General features: G+C 69.7%; 21 protein-coding genes. 13 read left to right on the top strand and 8 right to left on the bottom strand.

Annotated features, from left to right (window positions below; translation table 11 throughout):
* Positions 1–67 precede the first annotated feature (67 nt).
* Positions 68–1,105 carry an FUSC family protein gene (locus AC2D10_RS10145; RefSeq protein ID WP_484707510.1) on the top strand — a complete coding sequence of 346 codons (1,038 nt, stop codon included), beginning with the start codon at positions 68–70 and terminating at the stop codon, positions 1,103–1,105.
* 9 nt (positions 1,106–1,114) lie between these two features.
* Here the strand turns inward: AC2D10_RS10145 and AC2D10_RS10150 are convergent, their stop codons facing one another.
* A complete protein-coding gene (locus tag AC2D10_RS10150; RefSeq protein ID WP_484707511.1) occupies positions 1,115–1,306 on the bottom strand; it encodes a hypothetical protein in 192 nt (63 codons plus the stop codon).
* A 116-nt stretch (positions 1,307–1,422) separates the two neighbouring features.
* Here AC2D10_RS10150 and AC2D10_RS10155 point away from each other — a divergent pair, with 116 nt between their 5' ends.
* Entirely contained in the window at positions 1,423–2,091 is a 669-nt protein-coding gene (locus AC2D10_RS10155) for a DNA alkylation repair protein (RefSeq protein WP_484707512.1), read from the top strand.
* 27 nt (positions 2,092–2,118) lie between these two features.
* Here AC2D10_RS10155 and putP read toward each other — a convergent pair whose 3' ends face one another.
* A complete protein-coding gene (gene putP / locus AC2D10_RS10160) occupies positions 2,119–3,630 on the bottom strand; it encodes a sodium/proline symporter PutP (RefSeq protein ID WP_484707513.1) in 1,512 nt (503 codons plus the stop codon).
* Between the two features lie 129 nt (positions 3,631–3,759).
* Here putP and deoD point away from each other — a divergent pair, with 129 nt between their 5' ends.
* The gene (gene deoD / locus AC2D10_RS10165) at positions 3,760–4,473 is read left to right on the top strand and encodes a purine-nucleoside phosphorylase (protein WP_484707514.1); all 714 of its coding nucleotides are present in this window, start codon (positions 3,760–3,762) and stop codon (positions 4,471–4,473) included.
* Between the two features lie 155 nt (positions 4,474–4,628).
* Positions 4,629–7,154 (top strand): DEAD/DEAH box helicase, encoded by a 2,526-nt coding sequence (locus AC2D10_RS10170; RefSeq protein ID WP_484707515.1) that lies wholly within the window; start codon positions 4,629–4,631, stop codon positions 7,152–7,154.
* A gap of 40 nt (positions 7,155–7,194) precedes the next feature.
* On the opposite strand, the gene AC2D10_RS10175 is transcribed toward AC2D10_RS10170, so the two are convergent.
* From AC2D10_RS10175 to AC2D10_RS10190, 4 genes are read right to left on the bottom strand one after another with little or no spacing between them, the layout of a single operon-like run.
* Positions 7,195–7,584 carry a VOC family protein gene (locus AC2D10_RS10175; RefSeq protein ID WP_484707516.1) on the bottom strand — a complete coding sequence of 130 codons (390 nt, stop codon included), beginning with the start codon at positions 7,582–7,584 and terminating at the stop codon, positions 7,195–7,197.
* Between the two features lie 49 nt (positions 7,585–7,633).
* Positions 7,634–8,590 (bottom strand): D-alanine--D-alanine ligase family protein, encoded by a 957-nt coding sequence (locus AC2D10_RS10180; protein ID WP_484707517.1) that lies wholly within the window; start codon positions 8,588–8,590, stop codon positions 7,634–7,636.
* Entirely contained in the window at positions 8,587–9,711 is a 1,125-nt protein-coding gene (alr, locus tag AC2D10_RS10185; RefSeq protein ID WP_484707518.1) for an alanine racemase, read from the bottom strand. Before alr ends, AC2D10_RS10180 begins: the two co-directional genes overlap by 4 nt.
* On the bottom strand, positions 9,708–10,364 hold the full coding sequence (locus tag AC2D10_RS10190) for a M15 family metallopeptidase (RefSeq protein WP_484707519.1): 657 nt from the start codon (positions 10,362–10,364) through the stop codon (positions 9,708–9,710). The genes alr and AC2D10_RS10190 overlap by 4 nt, the downstream gene beginning before the upstream one ends.
* Before the next feature lie 102 nt (positions 10,365–10,466).
* On the opposite strand from AC2D10_RS10190, the gene AC2D10_RS10195 reads away from it, so the two are divergent.
* The gene (locus AC2D10_RS10195) at positions 10,467–11,147 is read left to right on the top strand and encodes a response regulator transcription factor (protein WP_484707520.1); all 681 of its coding nucleotides are present in this window, start codon (positions 10,467–10,469) and stop codon (positions 11,145–11,147) included.
* A gap of 10 nt (positions 11,148–11,157) precedes the next feature.
* Positions 11,158–12,207 carry a sensor histidine kinase gene (locus tag AC2D10_RS10200; RefSeq protein ID WP_484707521.1) on the top strand — a complete coding sequence of 350 codons (1,050 nt, stop codon included), beginning with the start codon at positions 11,158–11,160 and terminating at the stop codon, positions 12,205–12,207.
* A gap of 23 nt (positions 12,208–12,230) precedes the next feature.
* Here the strand turns inward: AC2D10_RS10200 and AC2D10_RS10205 are convergent, their stop codons facing one another.
* The gene (locus AC2D10_RS10205; RefSeq protein ID WP_484707523.1) at positions 12,231–13,280 is read right to left on the bottom strand and encodes a LacI family DNA-binding transcriptional regulator; all 1,050 of its coding nucleotides are present in this window, start codon (positions 13,278–13,280) and stop codon (positions 12,231–12,233) included.
* A gap of 113 nt (positions 13,281–13,393) precedes the next feature.
* Between AC2D10_RS10205 and AC2D10_RS10210 the strand changes: the two genes are divergently transcribed.
* Complete coding sequence (locus AC2D10_RS10210) at positions 13,394–14,329, top strand: dihydrodipicolinate synthase family protein (RefSeq protein ID WP_484707525.1); 936 nt, start codon at positions 13,394–13,396, stop codon at positions 14,327–14,329.
* Positions 14,330–14,428: 99 nt separating this feature from the next.
* Positions 14,429–15,736 carry an Nramp family divalent metal transporter gene (locus tag AC2D10_RS10215; RefSeq protein ID WP_484707527.1) on the top strand — a complete coding sequence of 436 codons (1,308 nt, stop codon included), beginning with the start codon at positions 14,429–14,431 and terminating at the stop codon, positions 15,734–15,736.
* A 133-nt stretch (positions 15,737–15,869) separates the two neighbouring features.
* On the opposite strand, the gene AC2D10_RS10220 is transcribed toward AC2D10_RS10215, so the two are convergent.
* Positions 15,870–16,970, bottom strand: a complete 1,101-nt coding sequence (locus AC2D10_RS10220; protein WP_484707529.1) for a LacI family DNA-binding transcriptional regulator — start codon at positions 16,968–16,970, stop codon at positions 15,870–15,872.
* 163 nt (positions 16,971–17,133) lie between these two features.
* Here AC2D10_RS10220 and AC2D10_RS10225 point away from each other — a divergent pair, with 163 nt between their 5' ends.
* From AC2D10_RS10225 to AC2D10_RS10245, 5 genes are read left to right on the top strand one after another with little or no spacing between them, the layout of a single operon-like run.
* A complete protein-coding gene (locus tag AC2D10_RS10225) occupies positions 17,134–17,997 on the top strand; it encodes an ABC transporter substrate-binding protein (protein WP_484707532.1) in 864 nt (287 codons plus the stop codon).
* A 53-nt stretch (positions 17,998–18,050) separates the two neighbouring features.
* A complete protein-coding gene (locus AC2D10_RS10230; RefSeq protein WP_484707535.1) occupies positions 18,051–18,845 on the top strand; it encodes an amino acid ABC transporter permease in 795 nt (264 codons plus the stop codon).
* Positions 18,842–19,612 carry an amino acid ABC transporter ATP-binding protein gene (locus AC2D10_RS10235; protein WP_137772156.1) on the top strand — a complete coding sequence of 257 codons (771 nt, stop codon included), beginning with the start codon at positions 18,842–18,844 and terminating at the stop codon, positions 19,610–19,612. The genes AC2D10_RS10230 and AC2D10_RS10235 overlap by 4 nt, the downstream gene beginning before the upstream one ends.
* Positions 19,612–20,643, top strand: a complete 1,032-nt coding sequence (locus AC2D10_RS10240; RefSeq protein WP_484707537.1) for a Gfo/Idh/MocA family protein — start codon at positions 19,612–19,614, stop codon at positions 20,641–20,643. Before AC2D10_RS10235 ends, AC2D10_RS10240 begins: the two co-directional genes overlap by 1 nt.
* A gap of 25 nt (positions 20,644–20,668) precedes the next feature.
* A complete protein-coding gene (locus AC2D10_RS10245; protein ID WP_484707539.1) occupies positions 20,669–21,844 on the top strand; it encodes an NAD(P)/FAD-dependent oxidoreductase in 1,176 nt (391 codons plus the stop codon).
* Positions 21,845–21,950: the final 106 nt, after the last annotated feature.

A 21,950-nucleotide genomic window follows, 5' to 3' on the forward strand; every position in this document is an offset into this window, starting at 1 on the left:
CGCACCCTGTGCGGGGCCCTGCACACCGACCCGGGTCCGTCGCCGAGACGGGACTACCGTGGGAGCCATGCGCATCCACGCCGCGATCCGGGCCTCCCAGCGCTCCTCCCTGCTGCAGGTGGTGAAGTCCGCCGCGGCGACGATCGGAGCCTGGCTGATCGCCGGAGGGGTGTTCCCCGGTCAGCTGCCGGTGTTCGCCGCGATCGCCGCCCTGCTGGTCGTGCAGCCGAGCGTGAATCAGTCGCTGTCGAAGGCACTGGAGCGCAGCATCGGTGTGATCGTGGGCGTCGTCATCGCGGTCGCGCTCGGGCTGCTGCTGGGCTCACCGAGCTGGATCGTGCTGCTGGCGATCGTGGTCGCCATGCTCGTCGCCTGGATCTTCCGCGCGACGCCGGGCACCGGCAACCAGGTGGCGATCTCGGCGATGCTCGTGCTCGCGCTGGGATCGAGCAGTCCGGAGTACGCGATCGCCCGCATCGGCGAGACGCTCATCGGCGTCGTGATCGGCATCGTCGTGAACGCCCTGATCGTGCCGCCCGTGCTCGTCGCTCCCGCCCGGCGGGCGCTGGGGCTGCTCGGCGCCGAGCTCGCGGCGAGCCTCGATCGCCTCGCCGATGCCCTGCCGCAGACGCAGCAGCCGGCACGTCTGCAGGAACTCATGCTCGAGGTGCGGCTGCTGCGCCCGATGAAGGATGCCGCGGAGGCGGCGATCGCGGCGGGCGAGGAGTCGCTCACACTCAACCCTCGCCGGTCGACGCATCGCGATGACCTGCGCGAGATGCGCGCGCTGCTCGAGCGGCTGTCACCGATCGTGACGCAGACGATCGGCATGACGCGTGCGTACTTCGACCACTACGACGACTCGATCGGCGAGGAGCCTGCGGTCATCGCGATCGCCGAGCAGCTGCGGCGCGCGGGTCACGACGTGCGGCTGGCCGTGCAGATCGCCGACGTGTCGCCCGAACCCGAGGCGCTCACATCGGCGATCCCGGCGCTGACGGCTCCGCTGGTCATCCGTCCGCCGTCGTCGCAGCACTGGATCCTGATCGGATCGCTGATGGAGGACCTCCGCCGCATCCGCACGGAACTCCTCGACGAGGAGTAGACCCGGGGGTCAGTCCTCGAGTTCGGGCTCGTCGGCGACGACATCGTCCTCGTCGCCGGCGCCGGTCGGGGGCACGGTGGGCGGGTTGCCCTTGCCGTCCTCGGCTCCGAGGTTGTCGTTCTCATCCGCGCCGGGGGACGGCTCGCTGCTGATGTCGTTCCGCGAGGTGTCGATGTCGTCACGGGTGTCTTCGGTGCTCATGTCCGTGTCCTTTCGTGCCGGGGTGGTGAGCATTCAGGCTACGGTGCACGGCGCCCGCGCACCCGGGGCTTGACAAGGGCTGGGCCGACGCGGCGATCGCGGTCTAGCCTGAGGGCATGTCCGTCATGACGCTGCCGGAGGCGCTCGGTGAACTCGCCGCCCTCGAGGATCCGAAGATGCGCGCCGCCAACGAGAAGCGCGGCGACGACCACGGCATGAACCTCAGCAGGCTGCGCGCGGTGGCGAAGAGGATCAAGACCGATCAGCCCCTCGCGCAGGAGCTGTGGGCGACGGGAGAGACGTCGGCGCGGCTGCTCGCTCTGTTGATCTGCAGGCCGCGCGAGTTCACGGCCGACGAACTCGACGCCATGCTGCGCGAGACCCGCCCGCCGAAGGTCAACGACTGGTTCGTGAACTACGTCGCGAAGAAGACACCGCTCGCAGAGGAGATGCGTCTGCGCTGGTTCGACGATGCCGACCCGACGGTTGCCGCCGCCGCCTGGTCGCTCACCGCGGAGCGCGTCGCGAAGAACCCCGAGGGCCTCGATCTGGAACACCTGCTCGACCTCATCGAGCGCGACATGAGAGATGCGGCGCCGCGCCCGCAGTGGACCATGAACGAGACGCTCGCGCAGATCGGCATCCATCATCCGGCCCTGCGCGCCCGCGCTCTCGACATCGGTGAACGGCTGCAGGTGCTTGCCGACTACCCCACCGCGCCCGGATGCACCTCTCCCTTCGCGCCGCTGTGGATCGGCGAGATCGTGCGGCGCCGCGAGGGCTGACTGCTCGCGGCATCCGACCCGATGCCGTCAGGGGGTGTCGCCCGCCGTGCGCGGCCTTGCGAGCGCCACCATCGTCCCGGTGTCGGTGAACTCCTGCTGGATCTCGTCGTCATGCCGGTAGGTCGCGAGACTCACGCCCACGGCGGCCACGAGCGCGAACACGAACGCCGGCAGCAGTTCGTAGAGACCCGTGTCGAACGCCTTCCAGATGAACACCGTCGCGGCGCCGACGAACATGCCTGCGAGAGCTCCCCAGGTGGTGAGCTTGCGCCAGAACAGGCTCAGTAGGATGATCGGCCCGAACGCGGCGCCGAAGCCCGCCCACGCGAACGACACCAGCCCGAGGATCGTGTCGTTGGGCGTGATCGCCAGCACCGCGGCGATCACGGCGACCGCGAGCACGCCGATGCGCCCCAGGACGACCAGCGTGCGACTCGACGGCGGCGTCTTGCGGAACACCCGGTACAAGTCCTCGACGAGGGCCGACGAGCAGACGATCAGCTGGCTCGAGATCGTGCTCATGATCGCGGCGAGCACGGCAGCGAGCACGAGACCGGCGACGAAGGGGTGCAGCAGCGTCTGCGACATGAGCAGGACCACCGTCTCGGGATTGCCGAGGTCGACACCCGTCTTGGCGATGTACGCGATGCCGACGAGGCCTGAGATCACCGCGCCGGCGAGTGACACGACCATCCACGAGATGCCGATGCGGCGGGCGCTCTTCGCCTCCTGCGGCGAGCGCAGCGCCATGAACCGCACGATGATGTGGGGCTGCCCGAAGTATCCGAGACCCCACGCCAGTGCCGAGACGATCGCGAGCAGCGTTCCGCCCGTGAGCGCCGAACCCGAGAGCAGCGAGAGGTGGTCGGGGGCGACCTCGGTGATGAGTGTGCCGGTCTCGGCGAGTCCGCCGATCGCGACGATCGCAGCCACCGGAACGACGATCAGCGCGATGACCATCATGAGCCCCTGCACGACATCGGTGAAGGATGCCCCGAGGAAGCCGCCGAACAGTGTGTACGCGAGCGTGACGCCGGTGACCAGCAGCATCCCGGTCAGGTAGTCGCCGTCGAACGAGCTCTCGAAGAAGACTCCGCCGGCGACCATCCCCGATGAGATGTACAGCGTGAAGAAGACGAGGATGACGACGCCCGAGACGATCCGCAGCAGGCGCGTGGTGTCGCGCAGCCGGTTCTCGAAGAAGCTGGGCACGGTGATCGAGTTGCGCGAGACCTCGGTGTACGCACGCAGGCGCGGGGCGACGAGCAGCCAGTTCAGATAGGCGCCGATCGTGAGCCCGACCGCGATCCAGGCCTCGATCAGGCCCGAGACGTAGATCGCGCCGGGGAGGCCCATCACCAGCCAGCCCGACATGTCGGAGGCTCCGGCGCTGAGGGCGGCGACCCACGGCGGCAGGTTGCGGCCGCCGAGCATGTAGTCCTCATGATCGGAGGTGCGTCGGAACGCGATCCAGCCGATCAGGAGCATGCCGGCGAAGTACAGCCCGAGAGCTGCGAACGTGAAGATCTGGTCGGACATCGTCGTCCCTCCCCCGCGGTGTCGGTGACCGCGTCCGGTCGTCCTTCGATGATGCCAAAGGCCGGTGCCGTCGCCCACCCCCGTCCCGGCGCGTCGGCGCCGCCGCGGGCCCGTCACTACGCTGGTCGGATGAGCACGCACGTCGCCGCAGAGCCCGGTCAGATCGCCCCCGTCGTCCTGTTCCCCGGCGATCCGCTGCGGGCGAAGTGGATCGCCGAGACCTTCCTCGACGACGCACAGCTGTACTCCGAGACCCGCGGGATGCTGGGCTACACCGGCACCTGGAACGGACACCGCGTCTCGGTGCAGGGCTCCGGCATGGGGCAGCCGTCGATGGCGATCTACGCCACCGAGCTGTTCGAGTCGTACGACGTGCAGACGATCGTGCGCGTCGGATCGTGCGGCGCGCTCACCGAGAAGCTCGCGGTGCGCGACATCATCATCGCCAGCGGGGCGTGCACCGACTCGGGCATCAATCGTGTGCGCTTCCACGGCCTCGACTATGCACCGGTCGCAGACTTCGGGCTGCTGCGCGCGGCCGTCGAGGCGAGCGAGAACGGGCCGCCCGCCTCGGCCGTGCACGTGGGACTGCTGCTGTCGAGCGACCAGTTCTACAGCACGCGCCCGGAGTTGAGCCAACCGTTCGTGCAGCACGGGGTGCTCGGCGTCGAAATGGAGACCAGCGGGCTGTACACGCTCGCCGCGTTCCACGGTCGTCGCGCCCTGAGCATCTGCACCGTCTCCGACCACATCGTCACGGGCGAGGAGACCACGGCCGTCGAGCGCGAGCAGACCTTCGGCGACATGATCCGCATCGCGCTGCAGGCGGCGTTCGCGGGCTGAGCCGCGCCGCATGCCGCGCGTCGCCCGTTCACAACTCAGCAGAAACGCCCGGGATCCAGGTCTGATGCCGCCTCGCGGGCGGCTCGAGCGCGTTCTTGCTGAGTTGTGAACGCCCGCAGCTCGGTACCGCGGCCGGATGGGATGATCGAGGGATCATGCCCTCGCTCCTCGACGCCCCTCTTCCCGACGGATCCGATGCGGATGCCGTCTATCTGGCGTTCGTCGAGTGGGCGGAGTCGACCGGCATCCGGCTCTATCCGGCGCAGGACGAGGCGGTCATCGAGATCGTCTCGGGCAACAACCTCATCCTGTCGACGCCGACGGGCACCGGAAAGTCGCTGGTGGCGATCGGGGCGCACTTCGCCGCGCTGAACCGGGGCGTCCGCAGCTTCTACACCGCGCCGATCAAAGCCCTCGTCAGCGAGAAGTTCTTCGCGCTGGTCGACGTGTTCGGAGCGCAGAACGTCGGCATGATCACCGGTGACTCCTCGGTGAACGCCGATGCGCCGATCATCTGCTGCACGGCCGAGATCCTCGCGAACCTCGCGCTGCGTCAGGGCTCGGCGACCGACGTGGGCCAGGTCGTGATGGACGAGTTCCACTTCTACGCCGATCCCGAGCGCGGCTGGGCGTGGCAGGTGCCGCTGCTCGAGCTGCCCCAGGCGCAGTTCGTCCTGATGTCGGCCACGCTCGGCGACGTCACCACGCTCGCGAACGACCTGACGCGCCGCACGCACCGCGAGACGGCGACCGTCACCGGCGTCGAGCGCCCGGTGCCGCTGCACTACTTCTACGAGCAGACGCCGATCCACGAGACCGTCGAGGAGTTGCTCAACACCGGCCAGGCCCCGATCTACGTCGTCCACTTCTCGCAGGCGGCCGCGATGGAACGCGCGCAGGCGCTGTCGAGCTCGAAGGTGGCGACCCGCGAGCAGCGCGACCGGATCGCCGAGCTGATCGCCGAGTTCCGCTTCACGACCGCGTTCGGCAAGACCCTGTCGCGGTTCCTGCGCGCGGGGATCGGCGTGCATCACGCCGGGATGCTGCCCAAGTACCGCCGCCTGGTCGAGCAGCTGGCGCAGCGGGGTCTGCTGCGCGTGATCTGCGGCACCGACACCCTCGGCGTCGGCATCAACGTGCCGATCCGCACCGTGCTGCTCACGGCGCTGACGAAGTTCGACGGCACTCGGATGCGGCAGCTGAACGCCCGCGAGTTCCATCAGATCGCGGGGCGGGCAGGACGCGCGGGCTTCGACACCGCGGGCACGGTCGTCGCGCAGGCGCCCGAGCACGAGAGCGACAACGTCGCCGCGGTCAAGAAGGCGGGCGACGACCCGAAGAAGAAGCGCAAGATCGTGCGCAAGAAGGCGCCGGACGGATTCGTGTCGTGGGGCGAGCCTTCGTTCCGCAAGCTGATCGACGCCGTGCCCGAGACGCTCACCTCGCACATGCAGATCACGAGCGCGATGATGCTCAACGTGATCGCCCGCGGTGGCGACGTGTTCGGCAACATGCGCTCGCTCGTCTACGACAACCACGAGCCGCGCACGCGTCAGCGCGAGCTCGCGATCCGGGCACTCGGCATCTACCGCACGCTCCGCGAATCGGGCATCGTCGAGCGCACGCCCGAGGGCGACATCCGCCTGACGGTCGACCTGCAGCCGAACTTCGCCCTCAACCAGCCGCTGTCGCCGTTCGCCCTGGCTGCGTTCGAGCTGCTCGACCCCGACCCGTCGAAGGGCACCGGAACCCAGCAGTATCAGCTCGACATGATCTCGATCGTGGAGTCGACGCTCGACGACCCGCGCGCCGTGCTCAGCCAGCAGGAGTTCCTCGCGCGCGGGGAGGCGATCGGCGCGATGAAGGCCGAGGGCATCGAGTACGACGAGCGGATGGAGCTTGTCGAGCAGGTCACGTATCCGAAGCCGCTCGAGGAGCTGCTGACCGCCGCGTTCGAGACGTTCAGCGCCGCGCAGCCGTGGATCCGCGACTTCGAGCTGCATCCGAAATCGGTCGTGCGCGACATGTACGAGCGAGCCATGTCGTTCGGGGAATACGTCGCGTACTACAAGATCGCGCGGTCTGAGGGCGTCGTGCTGCGCTACCTCTCCGACGCGTACCGCGCCGCCTCGCAGACCATCCCCGAGGAGCTCAAGAACGACGATCTGCGCGACCTGATCGAGTGGCTCGGCGAGCTCGTGCGGCAGGTCGACTCCAGCCTGCTCGACGAGTGGGAAGAGCTGCGCGCGGGCATCGACGCGGGGTCGCTGAGCGCGGCGAAGGGCGACGAGCCGATCGTGCCGCCGGCCCCCAAGCGGCTCACGAGCAACATCCGCGCATTCCGCATCCTGGTGCGCAACGAGCTGTTCCGTCGGGTGCAGCTGGCCGCGCGCGAAGATGTGGATGCCCTCGCCGAACTCGACCCCGGCTTCGGGGCAGACGCGTGGTCGGACGCCCTCGACGGATACTTCGCCGACCACGACGAGATCCTCACCGGAGCGGATGCTCGCAGCTCGCAGCTGCTGCTCCTCACCGAGGGCACCGAGTCGTGGACGGTGCGCCAGATCCTCGACGACCCGGCCGGCGATCACGACTGGGGCATCGCGGCCACCGTCGACCTCGCCGCCTCCGACGAGGCCGGCGCGGCCGTGGTCACGGTCACGAGCGTCGACCGGCTCTGACCCGGAATCAGGCCCCGACCGGCAGAACCGAGCCGCGCGCTCAGGCCTGCATGACCGCGAGCACGTTGCCGGCCGGGTCGCGGAACCAGGCGATGTCGGGCCCCTGGCTCTCGCCTCGCAGGATGCCGCGAGAGTCGGTCGGGAACTCGTCGTCGCTGTAGATCTTGCAGGTCACACCGCGCGCGATGAGCTCGTCGACCGCGGCGTCGATGTCGTCGACCGGGAAGTTCAGGATCGTGAAGCTCGCAGGCGAGTGGTTCGGCTTCTCGTACACGAGGATCGTCGCGCCGCTCGACAGCCGCACATCGAGGAACCCCATCGCGTTGACCTCGACGTCGAGCCCGAGCGTCGATCCGTAGAACTCCTTCGCCGCCGAGATGTGGTCGACGCTGAAACCGCTGAACGCCCTGTCCACTGTGAAAGCCGTCATGCCTCCAGCATCCGCCGATGTGCCGCGCTTGTCGAGAGGGTGATCCCGCTCACCCCCTCGACGCGCCCCGCACCAGCCGCGCGATCAGCTCTGGATACGCGACTCCCGCTGCGGCGAACATCCGCGGCACCTGCGACGCCGCCGTCAGCCCGGGCATCGTGTTGACCTCGTTCAGCACCGGTCCGTCGTCGGTGAGGAAGAAGTCCATGCGGGCCACCCCCGCGCATCCCAGAGCGTCGAACATCGCGATCGCCGCGCGCTTCAGTGCCGACGTCTCGGCGGCATCGAGTGCGGCGGGCACCGTGAAGTGCGCGCTCCCGTCGTACTTCGTGGCCGTGTCGAAGAGCCCGGCGGCACGGATCTCGAGCGGCGGCGCCGCCCACCGGATGCCGCCCGTCTCGCACAGCACGGCCACGTCGATCTCGCGTCCGCGAACCACCTCCTCCACGAGGATCCGTCGGTCGTACCGGGCTGCCTCCCCGAGCGCCGCGAGCAACTGCCCCTCTTCGGTCACGAGCCCCACCCCGTAGCTCGACCCCGCCGACGCGGGCTTCACGACGACCGGTCCGTCGAACTCCACGTCTCCGATGTCGGCCGCCGCGACCAGGCGCCCCCGCGCCGTGCGCAGCCCCACCGCGTCGGCCACGAGCTTCGTGGTCCACTTGTCCATCCCGACCGCCCCCGCCCGCAGCCCCGACCCGACCACGCGGACGCCCGCGAGCGCACACAGCGCCGCGAGCGTGCCGTCTTCTCCGGGCGCTCCATGCACTGCGGGGAATACGACCTCCGCCCACTCGAACAGCGGCAGCGCCTGCGTCAGCGACGCGGCCGCGGTGACGCCGGGCGGCACGCCGTCGGCCCGCCAGATCCCCTCCCGATCGATCGTGACGCACCGCACGTCGTGGTCGCCCATGCGCAGCGCCGCGGCCACCGCCGAGGCGGAGGCGAGTGAGACGTCGTGCTCGGCGTTCTTCCCTCCTCCGATCACCAGCACCCGCGTGGTCATGCGACGCTCCTCTGCACGCGCGCGCCGATGCCCGTCACGATCGTGTGCGGAATCGTCCCCGCCCACCGCGCCCACTCCTGCACCGACGGCACCGCGCCCCCCTCCGGTCCGAACACGCACGCGACCGCACCGCGCGGCACCGCCTCCTCCCCCGTGTCGACGACGATCTGGTCCATCGACACCCGCCCCACGAGCGGATGCCGCCGCCCCGCGATCTCGACCGCCGCCCCCGCCGACAGCTCCCGCGGGATCCCGTCCGCATACCCCACCCCGATCACGGCGAGGTGCGTCATGCGGTCGGTCACGTACGTCGCTCCGTAGCCGACCGCCGATCCCCGCGGCACGACCGAGGTGTGCACGACAGACGCCGTGAGCCGCCCCGCCCCCTGCAGCGCGACGGTCTCGGACGGATCGATGCCGACCAGCCCCGCGCCGATGCGCACCATCCCGAAGTGCGTCGCCGGGTCGGTCAGCGCCCCCGACGTCGCTGCAAGATGCACGAGCACCGGGCCAAAGCCGGCCCGCAGCACGGCGTCTCTGGCCTGCCGCATCCGCAACACGGCAGGAGCGTTGAGTCGGGCATCCGCCTCGTCCGCCCGCGGCAGATGGCCCATGACACCCACCACGTCGATCCGATCTCGGGCGCTGCGCGCGAGCTCCAGCAGCGCCCGCCACTCGGCGAGCGGGCTCCCGCCGCGGTTCATGCCGGTATCGACATGCAGGTGCACGCGCACCCGTTCCCGAGCGTCGGCGACCAGGTGCCGCAGCTCGTCGACCGAGCCCACGGCGATGTCGACACCGTGTCGCGCCGCCGCCGCGGCATCCACCCCCGCAGGATTCAGCCACGACAGGATCGGCACCCGCATCCCCGCCTCGCGCAGCGCCACGGCCTCGGCCACATCGGTCATCCCTAGCCACTGCGCGCCGGCCTCGACGGCCGCGGTGGCCACGGTGAGCGCGCCATGGCCGTAGCCGTCGGCTTTGACGACCGCCATGATCAGCGCGTCGGTGCCGGACCGCACGCGGCGCACGTTGGCGCCGATCGCGTCGGGCAGCGTGCACAACGTCGGCGCCTGCAGGCGAGAGAGCGTGGGGGCGAATGGTGCGAGCACAGCGGTCATCGGTGCATCCTCGGGTCTTCGGTCGGGTCGGTGTACATCTCGGGGCAGCCCTGCTCGTCGGCGTCGGGGCGCAGCTCGTAGTGCCAGGGCTCGTTCGCGTAGGTCTGGCAGAGGCCGTACCGCCAGCCGCGCTGCGCGATCCAGTCGAGCGTCGGCAGCGGACCCAGGTCGACCGCATCGCCCGACACGTGCGCCGAGGTCGATGCGCTGGCGACCCAGCGTGCGGCCTCCTCCGCGGAGCCGTACTGCGCCACGGCGTCGTGCAGCATCCGCTCCTGCAGCGCCGGCGAGCGCCATCCGCTGTTCACGCGCAGCACCACATCGTCGGCGGCGGCATCGGTCGCGGCACGCTGCAGTGCCTCCAGCAGAGCGGGGTCGAGGTTGCCGACCGCCACCCGATCGGTCTCGAAGACGGTGGGCTGGTCGCCCTCGCGGATCACGCCGTCGGCCTCGCTCGGGGCGATCACGGAGCCGGTGACCTGTCCCTGAGAGCCGGTCGTACCCGGTGCGCCAGAGGATGCGGTGACGGATGCCGCCGACAGCGACTGCTGCACGGCGAGGACCACGATCACCGCGACGGCGAGCGCGACGGCCGCGATCAGGAGCCGCCGCACGCGGATCGCTCCACGAGGGGGAAGGATGGTGCTGTTCATACGTCCAGTGCACCCGGGCGTCCGTTGCCGGGGCGTATGCGCTTTTGCATACGCTCGCGATATACCGGGGTGCGTAGGATCGGACCCCATGGGGATCCAACCGTGCGGGTGCTGATCGTCGAGGACGAGCCGTTCCTCGCCGAGGCCGTGCGCGACGGGCTGCGTCTCGAGGCGATCGCCTCAGACATCGCCGGAGACGGCGACACCGCGCTCGAACTCCTCGGCATCAACTCCTACGACATCGCGGTGCTCGATCGCGATGTGCCCGGGCCGAACGGCGACGAGATCGCCCGGTGGATCGTGGCCTCCGGCAGCGGCATCCCGATCCTCATGCTCACCGCCGCCGACCGTCTCGACGACAAGGCGTCGGGCTTCGAGATCGGCGCCGACGACTACCTCACCAAACCGTTCGAGCTGCGCGAGCTGGTGCTGCGCCTGCGGGCGCTCGACCGTCGGCGCCAGCGAGCGCGTCCGCCGGTGCTCGAGGTCGCGGGTCTGCGACTCGATCCGTTCCGCCGCGAGGTCTACCGCGACGGGCGATACGTCGCCCTCACCCGCAAGCAGTTCGCCGTGCTCGAGGTGCTGGTCGAGGCCGAGGGCGGCGTGGTCAGCGCCGAGGAGCTGCTCGAGCGGGCGTGGGACGAGAACGCCGACCCGTTCACCAACGCCGTACGCATCACCGTGTCGTCGCTGCGCAAGCGTCTGGGCGAGCCGTGGCTGATCCTCACCGTGCCCGGCGTCGGATACCGGATCGAGACGGATGCCGGAGGCGAGGATGCCTAGGCGTCGCGGCATGAGCGCCCGGCTCAAGCTCACGCTGAGCTACGCGGGCATCGTCGTCGTGTCGGGCGTCGTACTGCTCGCCGCGGTCGCCGTGTACCTGCTGCGATACGTGCCCGACACGATCGACGTCTTCCCCAATCGCTCCGACCTCATCCGCGCGTTCGTGCCGGCGGCGATGGTCGTGATGATGGCGCTCTTCGCGCTCGGACTGGCAGGGGGCTGGATCCTCGCGGGACGGATGCTGGCACCGCTGGAACGCATCCGGCGGGCCGCCCGGCTCGCCGCGCAGGGGTCGCTGTCGCACCGCGTCGACCTGGAGGGACCGCGTGACGAGTTCCGTGACCTCGCGGATGTCTTCGACTCGATGCTCGAGCAGCTCGAGGCGCACATCGGCGAGCAGCAGCGGTTCGCCGCGAACGCCTCGCACGAGCTTCGGACGCCCCTGGCGATCTCGCAGGCGATGCTTGAGGTCGCCCGCACCGACCCGAACCGCGACGTCGACGCGCTGATCGCGCGCCTGCAGGTCGTCAACACCCGCGCGATCGAGCTGACCGAGGCGCTGCTGCTGCTCAGCCGCGCAGATCGCCGCTCGTTCACACGCCACACGGTCGACCTGTCCCTGCTCGCCGAGGAGGCGGTCGAAGCCCTGCTGCCCCTCGCGGACCGACGCGGAGTCACGATCGAGGTCACCGGCGTCGCCGCGCTCACGCGGGGCTCGGCCGCCCTGCTGCAGCAGCTCGTGTCGAACCTCGTACTGAACGCGGTCGTGCACAACGTCCCCTCGGGCGGACGGGTGGCCGTACGCACCCACGTGCAGGAGCAGGCCCTCGCGGTCGTGGTCGAGAACACGGGCGAGGTGATCCCGGCGCAGCGCCTCGCCACCCTGATCGAGCCGTTCCAGCGGGGAGCCGAGCGCATCCGCGGCGACGATCACCCCGGCGTCGGGCTCGGGCTCGCGATCGCCGACCGCATCACGCGCGCACACGACGGCACGCTCGTGCTCACCCCCCGCGCCGAGGGCGGGCTGATCGTCACGGTGTGGTTGCCGCGGGCGGACTGACGGGCCTCCTCGCGCGGCAGGCCTCAGCGCGCCGGCGCCGCCGATGACGCGCGCGGGATCAGCGTCGGCAGCGCCCGGGTCAGGGTCCCCGCCGCACCTCCGAGCAGGTCGAGCGCGCTCGCGGCGATCTGATCGAACGGCGTGCGCACCGATGTCAGCGGCACCGGCAGCATCGCGGCGAGGGGGATGTCGTTGTACCCGACGACCGACACGTCCGGCCCGACGACGAGGCCCGCAGCGGACGCCGCAGCGACGACCCCGATCGCGAGGTTGTCGTTCGCGGCGAAGATCGCCGTGGGGCGGGATGCCGGGTCGGCGAGCAGTTCGCGGCCGGCGATGTGCCCCGACTCGATGCCGTATCCGGTCGAGATGACCCGGGCGTCCGGCAGGCCGATCCCGGCCTCCGCGAGCGCACGCCGGGCGCCGGCCAGTCGATCACGGGCACTCGAGGTGAACCACGGGCCGGTGATGACCGCGATGTCGCGGTGTCCGAGGTCGACCAGGTGCCGGGCGGCGAAGTATCCGCCCGCCTCGTCGTCGCCGAGCGCCGATGGGCTCACTCCGTCGGTGCGCAGCACGAGGGCGTGAGGCACGCCCCGCTCCCGCAGCGATGCCGGCAGGGTGTCGTCGAGCCGGGCCGTGGCGAGCACGAGTCCGTCGACGTTGCGGTCGAGCAGCGTCTCGGTGGCGCGCTTCTCCTCGACCGGGTCGTCTCCGCAAGTTGCGACGACCGCGAAGGCGCCGCGGGCGCGGGCCGTGCGCTCGACGGCCTCGAACATCAGGGCCATCACGTGGTCGGTGAGTCGGGGCACGAGGACGCCGATCGTCCCGGTCGCGCCGCGACGCAGCCCCGATGCGAACATGTTGCGGCGGTAGCCGAGGTCGTCGGCTACCCGTCGCACGCGCTCGGCGGTCTCTGATCGCGACGGAGGGGTGCGGTCGTCGAGCACCCGACTGACGGTCGAGATGCTGACGCCGGATGCTGCGGCGACGTCTTTCAGCGTGACGACGTGTCGTCCCTGCAGCTCGTCCACGGCATCCCCCTCGATCTCGCACGACCGGGGTGTTGACATCCCCCGCCTCTCCGATCATACTTGCAATCGTTCCTGCAAACGTTCCCGCGAACGTTCCCACCATTCTCGAAGCCGAGAACATCAGCGAAGAAGCTCCAAGGAAAGGACCGATCATGACCCTCGACCTCCGCGGCCTCAACCCCGCCCCCGTCACCCCGTTCACCGAGGACGGCGCCGTCGACTACGACGCCATCCACCGCCTCGGCTCCTGGCTCGGCTCGATCGACGGGGTCAAGAGCCTCGTCGTCCTCGGCCACGCCGGCGAGGGCACGTTCCTCACCGACGAGGAGCAGCTCGACGTCATCCGCGCGTTCGTCGCCTCGACCGACGGCCGCGTGCCGGTCATCGCCGGCATCACCAAGGAGGGCAACAAGACCGCCGCACTCGAGGCGAAGGCCGCCGTCGACGCCGGTGCCGCCGCGGGCCTGGTCTACCCCTCGCACGGATGGCTGCGCTTCGGCTACCAGCAGGGCGCTCCGCAGTCCCGGTACCGCGAGATCCACGAGGAGTCCGGCCTGCCGCTCATCCTGTTCCAGTACCCCGACAACACCAAGGCGACCTACGACCTCGACACCCAGCTCGAGATCGCCGGACAAGAGGGCGTGTTCGCCACGAAGAACGGCGTCCGCAACATGCGCCGCTGGTACACCGAGATCCCCGCGCTCCGCGCCGCGTACCCCGAGCTGCAGATCCTGTCGTGCCACGACGAGTACCTGCTGCCGACGATGTTCGACGTCGACGGACTTCTCGTCGGCTACGGCAACGTCGCCCCCGAGCCGCTCATCGAGCTCATCGCCGCCGGCAAGGCGCGTGACTACGAGGCCGCGCACGCCATCCACGAGCGACTGCTACCGGTGACGCAGAACGTGTACCACCGCGGCTCGCACATGGAAGGCACCGTCGCTCTGAAGTGGGGCCTCGTGCAGCGCGGCATCCTGGATCACGCCACCGTGCGCACCCCGCTCCTGCCCCTGCCCGAAGGAGCGGAGTCCGAGATCGCGGCCGCCTTCGCACTCGCCGGACTCGGCACGGTCGCCGTCCCTGCCTGACACCCCAGGTGGGGCGGTCGCCCGAGGCCGCCCCACCCCTCTCTCCTTCCGCCCCCGTGGGCGAACCCTGCAGTCAACGACGACTCGAAGGACACGATCATGAACGAACGCACCACCGCCCGTCACGCCTCCACGACACCCGGCACTGGCTACGGGCGGGTCTCGACTGAGACGATGAAGAACATCGTCACCTCACGCAAACAACGGCGCCCGTTCTGGCAGCACCTGGCCCTCATCGGCCCGGCGTTCGTCGCGGGCGCCTGGCAGTTCGGCCCCGGCAACCTCACCACCGCCGTGCAGGCCGGCAGCGGATACCAGTACGCCCTGATCTGGGTCATCGTGGTCTCGACGATCCTCATGATCTTCCTCACCGACATGGCCGTGCGGCTCGGCATCAAGTCGCCGACCTCGCTCATCTCGTCGATCAAGGAGCACCTCGGCGGATGGGTCGGCGTACTCGCCGGCATCGGCGTCTTCCTCATCACACTCTGCTTCTCGGTCGGCAACGCGGTCGGGTCCGGGCTCGGACTCTCGATGCTGTTCGGCGGCAGCCCCATCATGTGGACGGTGATCTGCACCGCGGCCGTGTCGGCACTCCTGCTGCTGCGCAACGTCTACCGCGTCGTCGAGAAGGTGCTCGTCGTGATCGTCGCCCTGATGGCGATCGCCTTCATCGCCTCGGCATTCATCTCCAACCCCGACTGGGCTGCTGCCGGCGTCGGGCTCCTGCCGACCTTCCCCGGTGGCGCCTGGCTGCTGATCGTCGCCCTCGTGGGTACGAACTTCTCCATCAACGCCGCCTTCTACACCGCCTACGGCACCAAGGAGCGCGGTCGCACCGAGGCCGACTACCGCGACGTGACGATCGTCGACACCATCCCCGGCATCATCGCGCCCGGCATCATGACCGCACTCGTGATCGTGGTCGCGGCATCCGTCCTCGGCAAGACCGGAGAGGCCGCCCCCACCGTCGTCGCCCTCGCCGGGATCTTCGAGCCGCTCGCGGGGCCGGTCGGCTCGACCGTGTTCGCGCTGGGGTTCTTCGGCGCCGCGTTCTCCTCGATGATCGCGAACGCCACCGCGGGCGGCACGATGCTCTCCGACGGCCTCGGCCGGGGCGCATCGTCGAATTCGCGCACGGCGAAGCTCATGAGCGCCGGCATCCTCGCCTTCGGGATCGCCGTCACCGTGGCCTTCCAGCAGTCGCCCGTGCAGCTGATCGTGATCGCGCAGGCGCTGACCGTGTTCGTCGCCCCGGTGCTCGCCGCACTGATCCTCATCATGGCCAACCGCGGCACGCTGATGGGCGACATGCGCAACACCTGGTGGCAGAACGCCGCCGGTGTGATCGGCCTGCTCGCGGTGTTGGCCCTGTCGGTGCGGCTGCTGGTGACGCTGATCGGATAGGTGCTCGGGTCGGGCTCCTCCGTTGCATTTCGGAGGGGATCTGCACAGCGGAGGTCGGATTCCGCGAATCCGACCTCCGCACTGCAGATCCCCTCCGGTATGCGGCAGGCAGGCACAGACCGGATGCTGCGCCTCAGCTTCGCGGCGGCCCGACCGACCCGCGCTCGATCAGCTCCTGCGCCAGGGTGTGCACGACGGCAGGGCCGGCCTCCCCCTCGATGCGCGCGATGAGCAGACGCGCCGCCCGGGCCCCGAGTTCGCGCTCGGGCTGCGAGATCACGGTGATCCCGGGCTCGGTCACCGAGGTCCACGGGGCGTCGTCGAAGGCGACGAGCGAGATGTCGTCGGGAATGCGCAGGCCGAGCTCACGGATCGCGCGGAACGCCTGGATCGCGATGACGCTGTCAGAGGCGATGATCGCGGTCACGGCCGAGTCCCCCTCGATCAGATCGGTGACCATGCGCCCGATCCCGTCGATGTTGGCCCCGAGTCGCACGAAGGCCAGGGGATCCGCGACACCGGCGGCACGCAGCGCAGTGCCGATGCCGCTCACACGATCGTCGATCACCGACGAGGCGATCCCCGGGCTGAACCGCAGTGACCCGTCCGCGTCCCACACCGCGCGGGCCTCGACGGGCTCCGGGTCCTCGAGCGTCGACACGTACGCGATGCGGCGGTGTCCGGCATCCAGCAGCACCTGGGCGAGACGCCGCGCTCCGTCGCGATTCGCCGCGATCACGGCTTCGGCGTCGAAGCCGTAGACCACGCGGTCGAAGAACACGACCGGGCGGCCGGCGTCGATGATCGGCGTGTAGTTCGAGGCGCGCAGCGACGATGCCGGCGCGATGAGCAGTCCGTCGACGCGTTTCGACAGCTGCACCTCGATGGCCGTCTCCTCGGCGTCGGGCTGCTCGCCGGAGTTCGAGAGGATCAGGTCGTACCCGGCTGCGTCGGCGACGTCGGATGCTCCGCGGGTGGCCTGCGCGAACGCGGGGTTCTCGATGTCGCCGACGATGATGCCGATGGTGTTCGAGCGTCCGGTGCTCATGCTGCGGGCGACCTCGTTCGGTCGATAGCCCAGTTCAGCCGCGGCATCCCGCACCCGCTGCCGCACCTTCGCGCTCACCGCGCCGTACTCGCCGAGCGCCCGTGCAGCGGTCGCTTTCGCGACTCCTGCCAGCGCTGCGACATCGGCCACGGTCGCCCCGCGTCGCCCCTCACTCTGCGCACTCACCGAATGCACCCTCCCTCTTGACGCGGACTCTCAGCATATTGACGAGTCCTGCCGACGCGTGTACTCTCCTGGAAACACCCAATTGAGACCGGTCTCAATTTACACCGAGATCCGCTCACCTCCCCCACCCCGACACAGCAGTCCCTTCGAGAGGAGCCACATCGTGGCCAAGAAATCCTTCCGCCGCATCGCGGTCGCCGCCGCAGTAGCCGGCGTTCTCGCCCTGACCGGATGCGCCCAGAGCGGCGCCGCCTCGTCCGGCGACGACGCCGGCGAAGAGAACCCGTACGGCCTCATCACCCCCGGCCAGATCCGCGTGGCGAGCCTCGGCGACTCCAAGCCGTACACCTTCACCGACGAGAGCGGTGAGTTCACCGGATTCGACGTCGAGCTGTTCACCGACGTCGCCGAGCGCATCGGCATCGACGACGTCGTCTTCACCGGCCAGGACTTCTCCGGCCTGCTGTCGGCCGTCGCGAACGGCCAGTTCGACGTGGGCGTCGCCGCGATCGGCATCACCGAGGAGCGCGAGCAGACGGTCGACTTCTCTGAGGGCTACCTGGCCGGATACCTGACGGTCATGGCCAGCCCCGACAGCGACATCACCGACGAGGACAGCCTGGCCGGCAAGCGTCTCGGCGTCGTGCAGGGCACTCTGCAGGAGGCGTACGCGGTGAAGAACTTCACCGACACCGAGCTCGTGCGCTTCCCCGACAACAACTCCGCGATCTCCGCCGTCAACAGCGGCTCGGTCGACGCGCACTTCCTCGACTTCGAGGCGGCGAAGGAGTACGCCGAGCAGTACGGCCTCGAGAACGCCATCGACATCCCGTCGTTCGACGCCCCGGCCGGCTTCGCGATCGCCAAGGGCAAGGACGAGTTCAAGAAGGCCCTGGACGACGCCCTGCACGAGGCGATGGAGGACGGCACGTGGAAGGAGCTCTACGAGAAGTGGTTCCCCGGCTCCCCGATGCCCGACCAGTACCTGCCCAGCGCTGAGCAGGGCCAGGGCGACGACGGCGAGTAGTCGCCCCCAACGGATGCGGGGCTTCGGCCCCGCATCCTGACTAGGAGATCCTCATGGACTGGCTCGACAAGATCATCAAGACGTTCCTCGATTTCGACGCGATGTGGCAGGTGATGCCGCAGCTGCTCGGAACGGGTCTGGTGAACACCCTCATCATCTCGGTGGCGGCCACGGTGCTGGGCATCGTGATCGGCATGATCCTCGCGGTGATGGGAGTGTCTCGCACCGCCTGGCTGCGCATTCCCGCCCGCATCTACACCGACATCTTCCGCGGCCTTCCCGCGATCCTCACGATCCTGCTGATCGGTCAGGGATTCGCCGCGCTGAGCCGACAGGTGTTCGGCCCGTCGCCCTACCCCCTCGGCATCCTCGCCCTCAGCCTGATCGCCGGCGCCTACATCGGCGAGATCTTCCGCGCCGGCATCCAGAGCGTCGAACGCGGGCAGCTCGAGGCGTGCCGCGCGCTGGGCATGACCTACGGCAGCGCGATGCGGCTCGTGGTCGTCCCGCAGGGCATCCGCCGCGTGCTGCCGGCGCTGGTCAACCAGTTCATCGCGATCGTGAAGGACTCGAGCCTGGTGTACTTCCTGGGTCTGCTGGTGAGCGAGCGTGAGCTCTTCCGCGTCGGGCAGGATGCCGCCGTCCTCACCGGAAACCTGTCGCCACTGGTGATGGCCGGCGTCTTCTATCTCGTGATCACGGTGCCGCTGACCCACCTCGTCAACTACTTCGACAACCGCTTCCGCACGGGTCGTCGCAGGGCGGCCCCGCCCAAGAGCGGCCTCGAAGAGGTCGCCGAACAGCAGCCCCCGCTCAGCCCGGTCTACACCCGAGGAGAGAACACATGACCTACACCTCGCCCCTCCCCGTGACCGACGGCCACTTCTATGAGGGCTCCCGTCTGCAGATCGAGAACCTCGAGATGGCGTACGGCGACATCGACGTGATCCGCGACGTCTCGATCACCGTCGAACCCGGCACCACGACGTGCATCATCGGCCCCTCGGGCTCGGGCAAGTCCACGCTGCTGCGCGGGGTGAACCGCCTGCATGAGCCGAAGGGCGGCCGCGTGCTGCTCGCCGACGACGATGCGCTCGCGCTGAAGCCCGACGTGCTGCGCCGCCGCGCGGGTCTCGTCTTCCAGCACTTCAACCTCTTCCCCGATCACACCGCACTCGAGAACGTGGCGCTGGCGCTGCGCAACGTGAAGCGCAAGTCGAAGGGCGAGGCCGAGCGCATCGCCCTCGCCCGACTCACCGAGGTGGGTCTCGCGGAGCGCGCCGATCACCGACCGCGGGACCTCTCGGGCGGGCAGCAGCAGCGCGTCGCCATCGCCAGGGCCCTCGCCATGGAACCGGAACTGATGCTCTTCGACGAGGCCACCAGCGCGCTCGACCCCGAGCTCGTGAAGGGCGTGCTGAATCTGATGGCCGAACTGGCGCAGCGCGGCATGACCATGCTCGTCGTCACGCACGAGATGGGCTTCGCCCGCAAGGTCGCCGACCAGGTCGTGTTCATGGACGAGGGCCGTGTGGTCGAGGCCGGAACGCCCGAGGAGATCTTCGACGCCCCGAAGAGCGACCGGCTGCGGCTGTTCCTCTCCGAGGTGCTGTAGTGGCGATCCGCACCGCGATCATCGGCTTCGGCACGGCAGGGCGGATCTTCCACGCACCGTTCCTCGCGGCGAGCGCGGCGTTCGAGATCGAGGCGATCGTCACCGCCGACCCGGATAGGGCGGCGCAGGCTCGGCAGGAGCACCCGCAGGCGCGGGTGCTCCCCGACACCGAATCTCTGTGGAGGGATGCCGCCGACATCGACCTCGTCGTCGTCGCCTCTCCGAGCGGCACGCATGCCGCGCTCGCCGAGGCGGCACTGCGGGCAGGATGCCACGTCGTCGTCGACAAGCCCTTCGTGGCCGATGCCGCACAGGGCGAGGCGCTCGTCGCTCTCGCCGCCTCTGAGGGTCTGATGCTCACCGTCTTCCAGAACCGGCGGTGGGACGGCGACTTCCTCACACTTCGAGAGCTGGTGCGATCCGGACGACTGGGAGAGATCCGGCGTTTCGAGTCGCGGTTCACCTGGTGGCAGCCGCAGGCTCCGCAGGGGTGGAAGGCCGATGCCCCGGCATCCGACGCCGGCGGCATCCTGTTCGACCTGGGCCCGCATCTGATCGACCAGGCCCTGCAGCTGTTCGGTCCCGTGCGCGATGTGTACGCCGAGATCGATCGCCGGCGCGAGGGTGTGGCCGCTGACGACGATGTCTTCCTCGCCCTGGAACACGAGAACGGTGTCCGCTCACACCTCTGGATGAGCGCTGTGGCTCGCACCCCGGGGCCGCGATTCCGCGTGCTCGGGTCCGAGGCGGCGTACACGTCGTGGGGGCTCGACGGACAGGAGCCCGCGCTGATCTCGGGTGCGCGCCCCGGCGACCCCGGATTCGGTGAAACGCCGGAGGCCGCGTGGGGAACCCTCGACGCCGGCGAGCACAGCGAACGGATTCCGACCGTTCGCGGCGACTATGGGGCGTTCTACGCCGGAGTCGCATCCGCGATCAACGACGGCGCGGCCGTTCCGGTCGACCCGACGGATGCCGTGGCCGGGCTGCGCGTGATCGCGGCCGCGCATGCGGCCGCACAACAGAAGTAACGACAGAAGAGAAGTAAGGAAGAACATGTCTGCAACTGGATCCGAGAAGATCGTCGTCATCGGCGGCGGCATCCTCGGCGCATCGACCACGGCGCACCTCGCGCGGGCCGGCGCCGACGTCACCCTCGTCACCCGCGGCGCGCTGGCCGACGGGGCATCGGGCCGTTCGATCGCGTGGCTGAACTCCTCGGGCGACCGCTCGACGGAGTACCACTACCTGCGCCTGCTCGGCATCGACCGCTACCGCACCTGGAGCGCGACCCGACCCGACAGCAGCGCCTACCTGCGATTCGACGGGGCGCTGAAGTGGGCGGGTCCGGGTGAGAGCTTCCGCTCGACGTTCGACTTCGAGCGGGCTGGCGGGTACGACGCCGTGTGGATGGACCGGGCTGACGTCGCACGCCACGCGCCGGATGTGAACGCCGATGCGGTGGCCGACGAGGGCGCGATCTTCAACCCCGGCGAGGGATGGGTGAACCTGCCGCACGTGATCGCTGCGCTCGTGGACGAGGCGCGGAACGACGGAGCGACGATCATCGAGAATGCCGGCGAGGCACGCGCCGAGGTTCACGACGGCGCGGTCGTCGGTGTCGTGCTCGAGGACGGAAGCCGCATCGCCGCCGACCGCGTGGTGCTCGCGACCGGACCCAGCGTGCCAGGTCAGCTCGCCGAACTGGGCGTGGTGGTGCCCGATGCGTCACCTGCGGCGTTCGTGCTCTTCACCGAGCCGGTGGACTTCGAGGTGCGCACGGTGCTGAACACGCCGCGGGTCGCCGTGCGTCCGACCCCGGATCGCCGGCTCGTGCTCGATGCGGGCTGGGCCGAGGAGTCGGTCATCGTCGGCGACGACGGCTCGATCACGGTGCCTGAGGAGTCTGTTCAGGGCCTGCTCGACGAGGCGTCGAAGGTCCTCGCAGGAGCGCCGACGCTGGTCGCCGGGCACATCGGCGCCGGGTGGAAGCCGATTCCCGGAGACGGTGATCCGGTCGCCGGCGCCGTCCCCGGCATCCACGGTCTCTTCACCCTGTTCACGCACTCCGGCGCGACCCTCGGGCTGATCCTGGGGGAGCTCATGGCCGAACAGGTGCTCACCGGCACGGCGTCGCCCGTGCTGTCGGCCTTCCAGATCGACCGCTTCGCTGACGAGGAGCTGCCCGCCGAGGTCGGCACCGACGCGTGGTCGCCGGTGGCGCAGGGCTGACGCTCGGGGCCCGCTGGCTGTTTCTCTCTCGCATTTCGGAGGGGATCTGCGCAGCGGAGGTCGGATTCGCGAGATCCGACCTCCGCTCTGCAGATCCCCTCCGGTG

Source organism: Microbacterium sp. PI-SA-G, assembly GCF_057215335.1.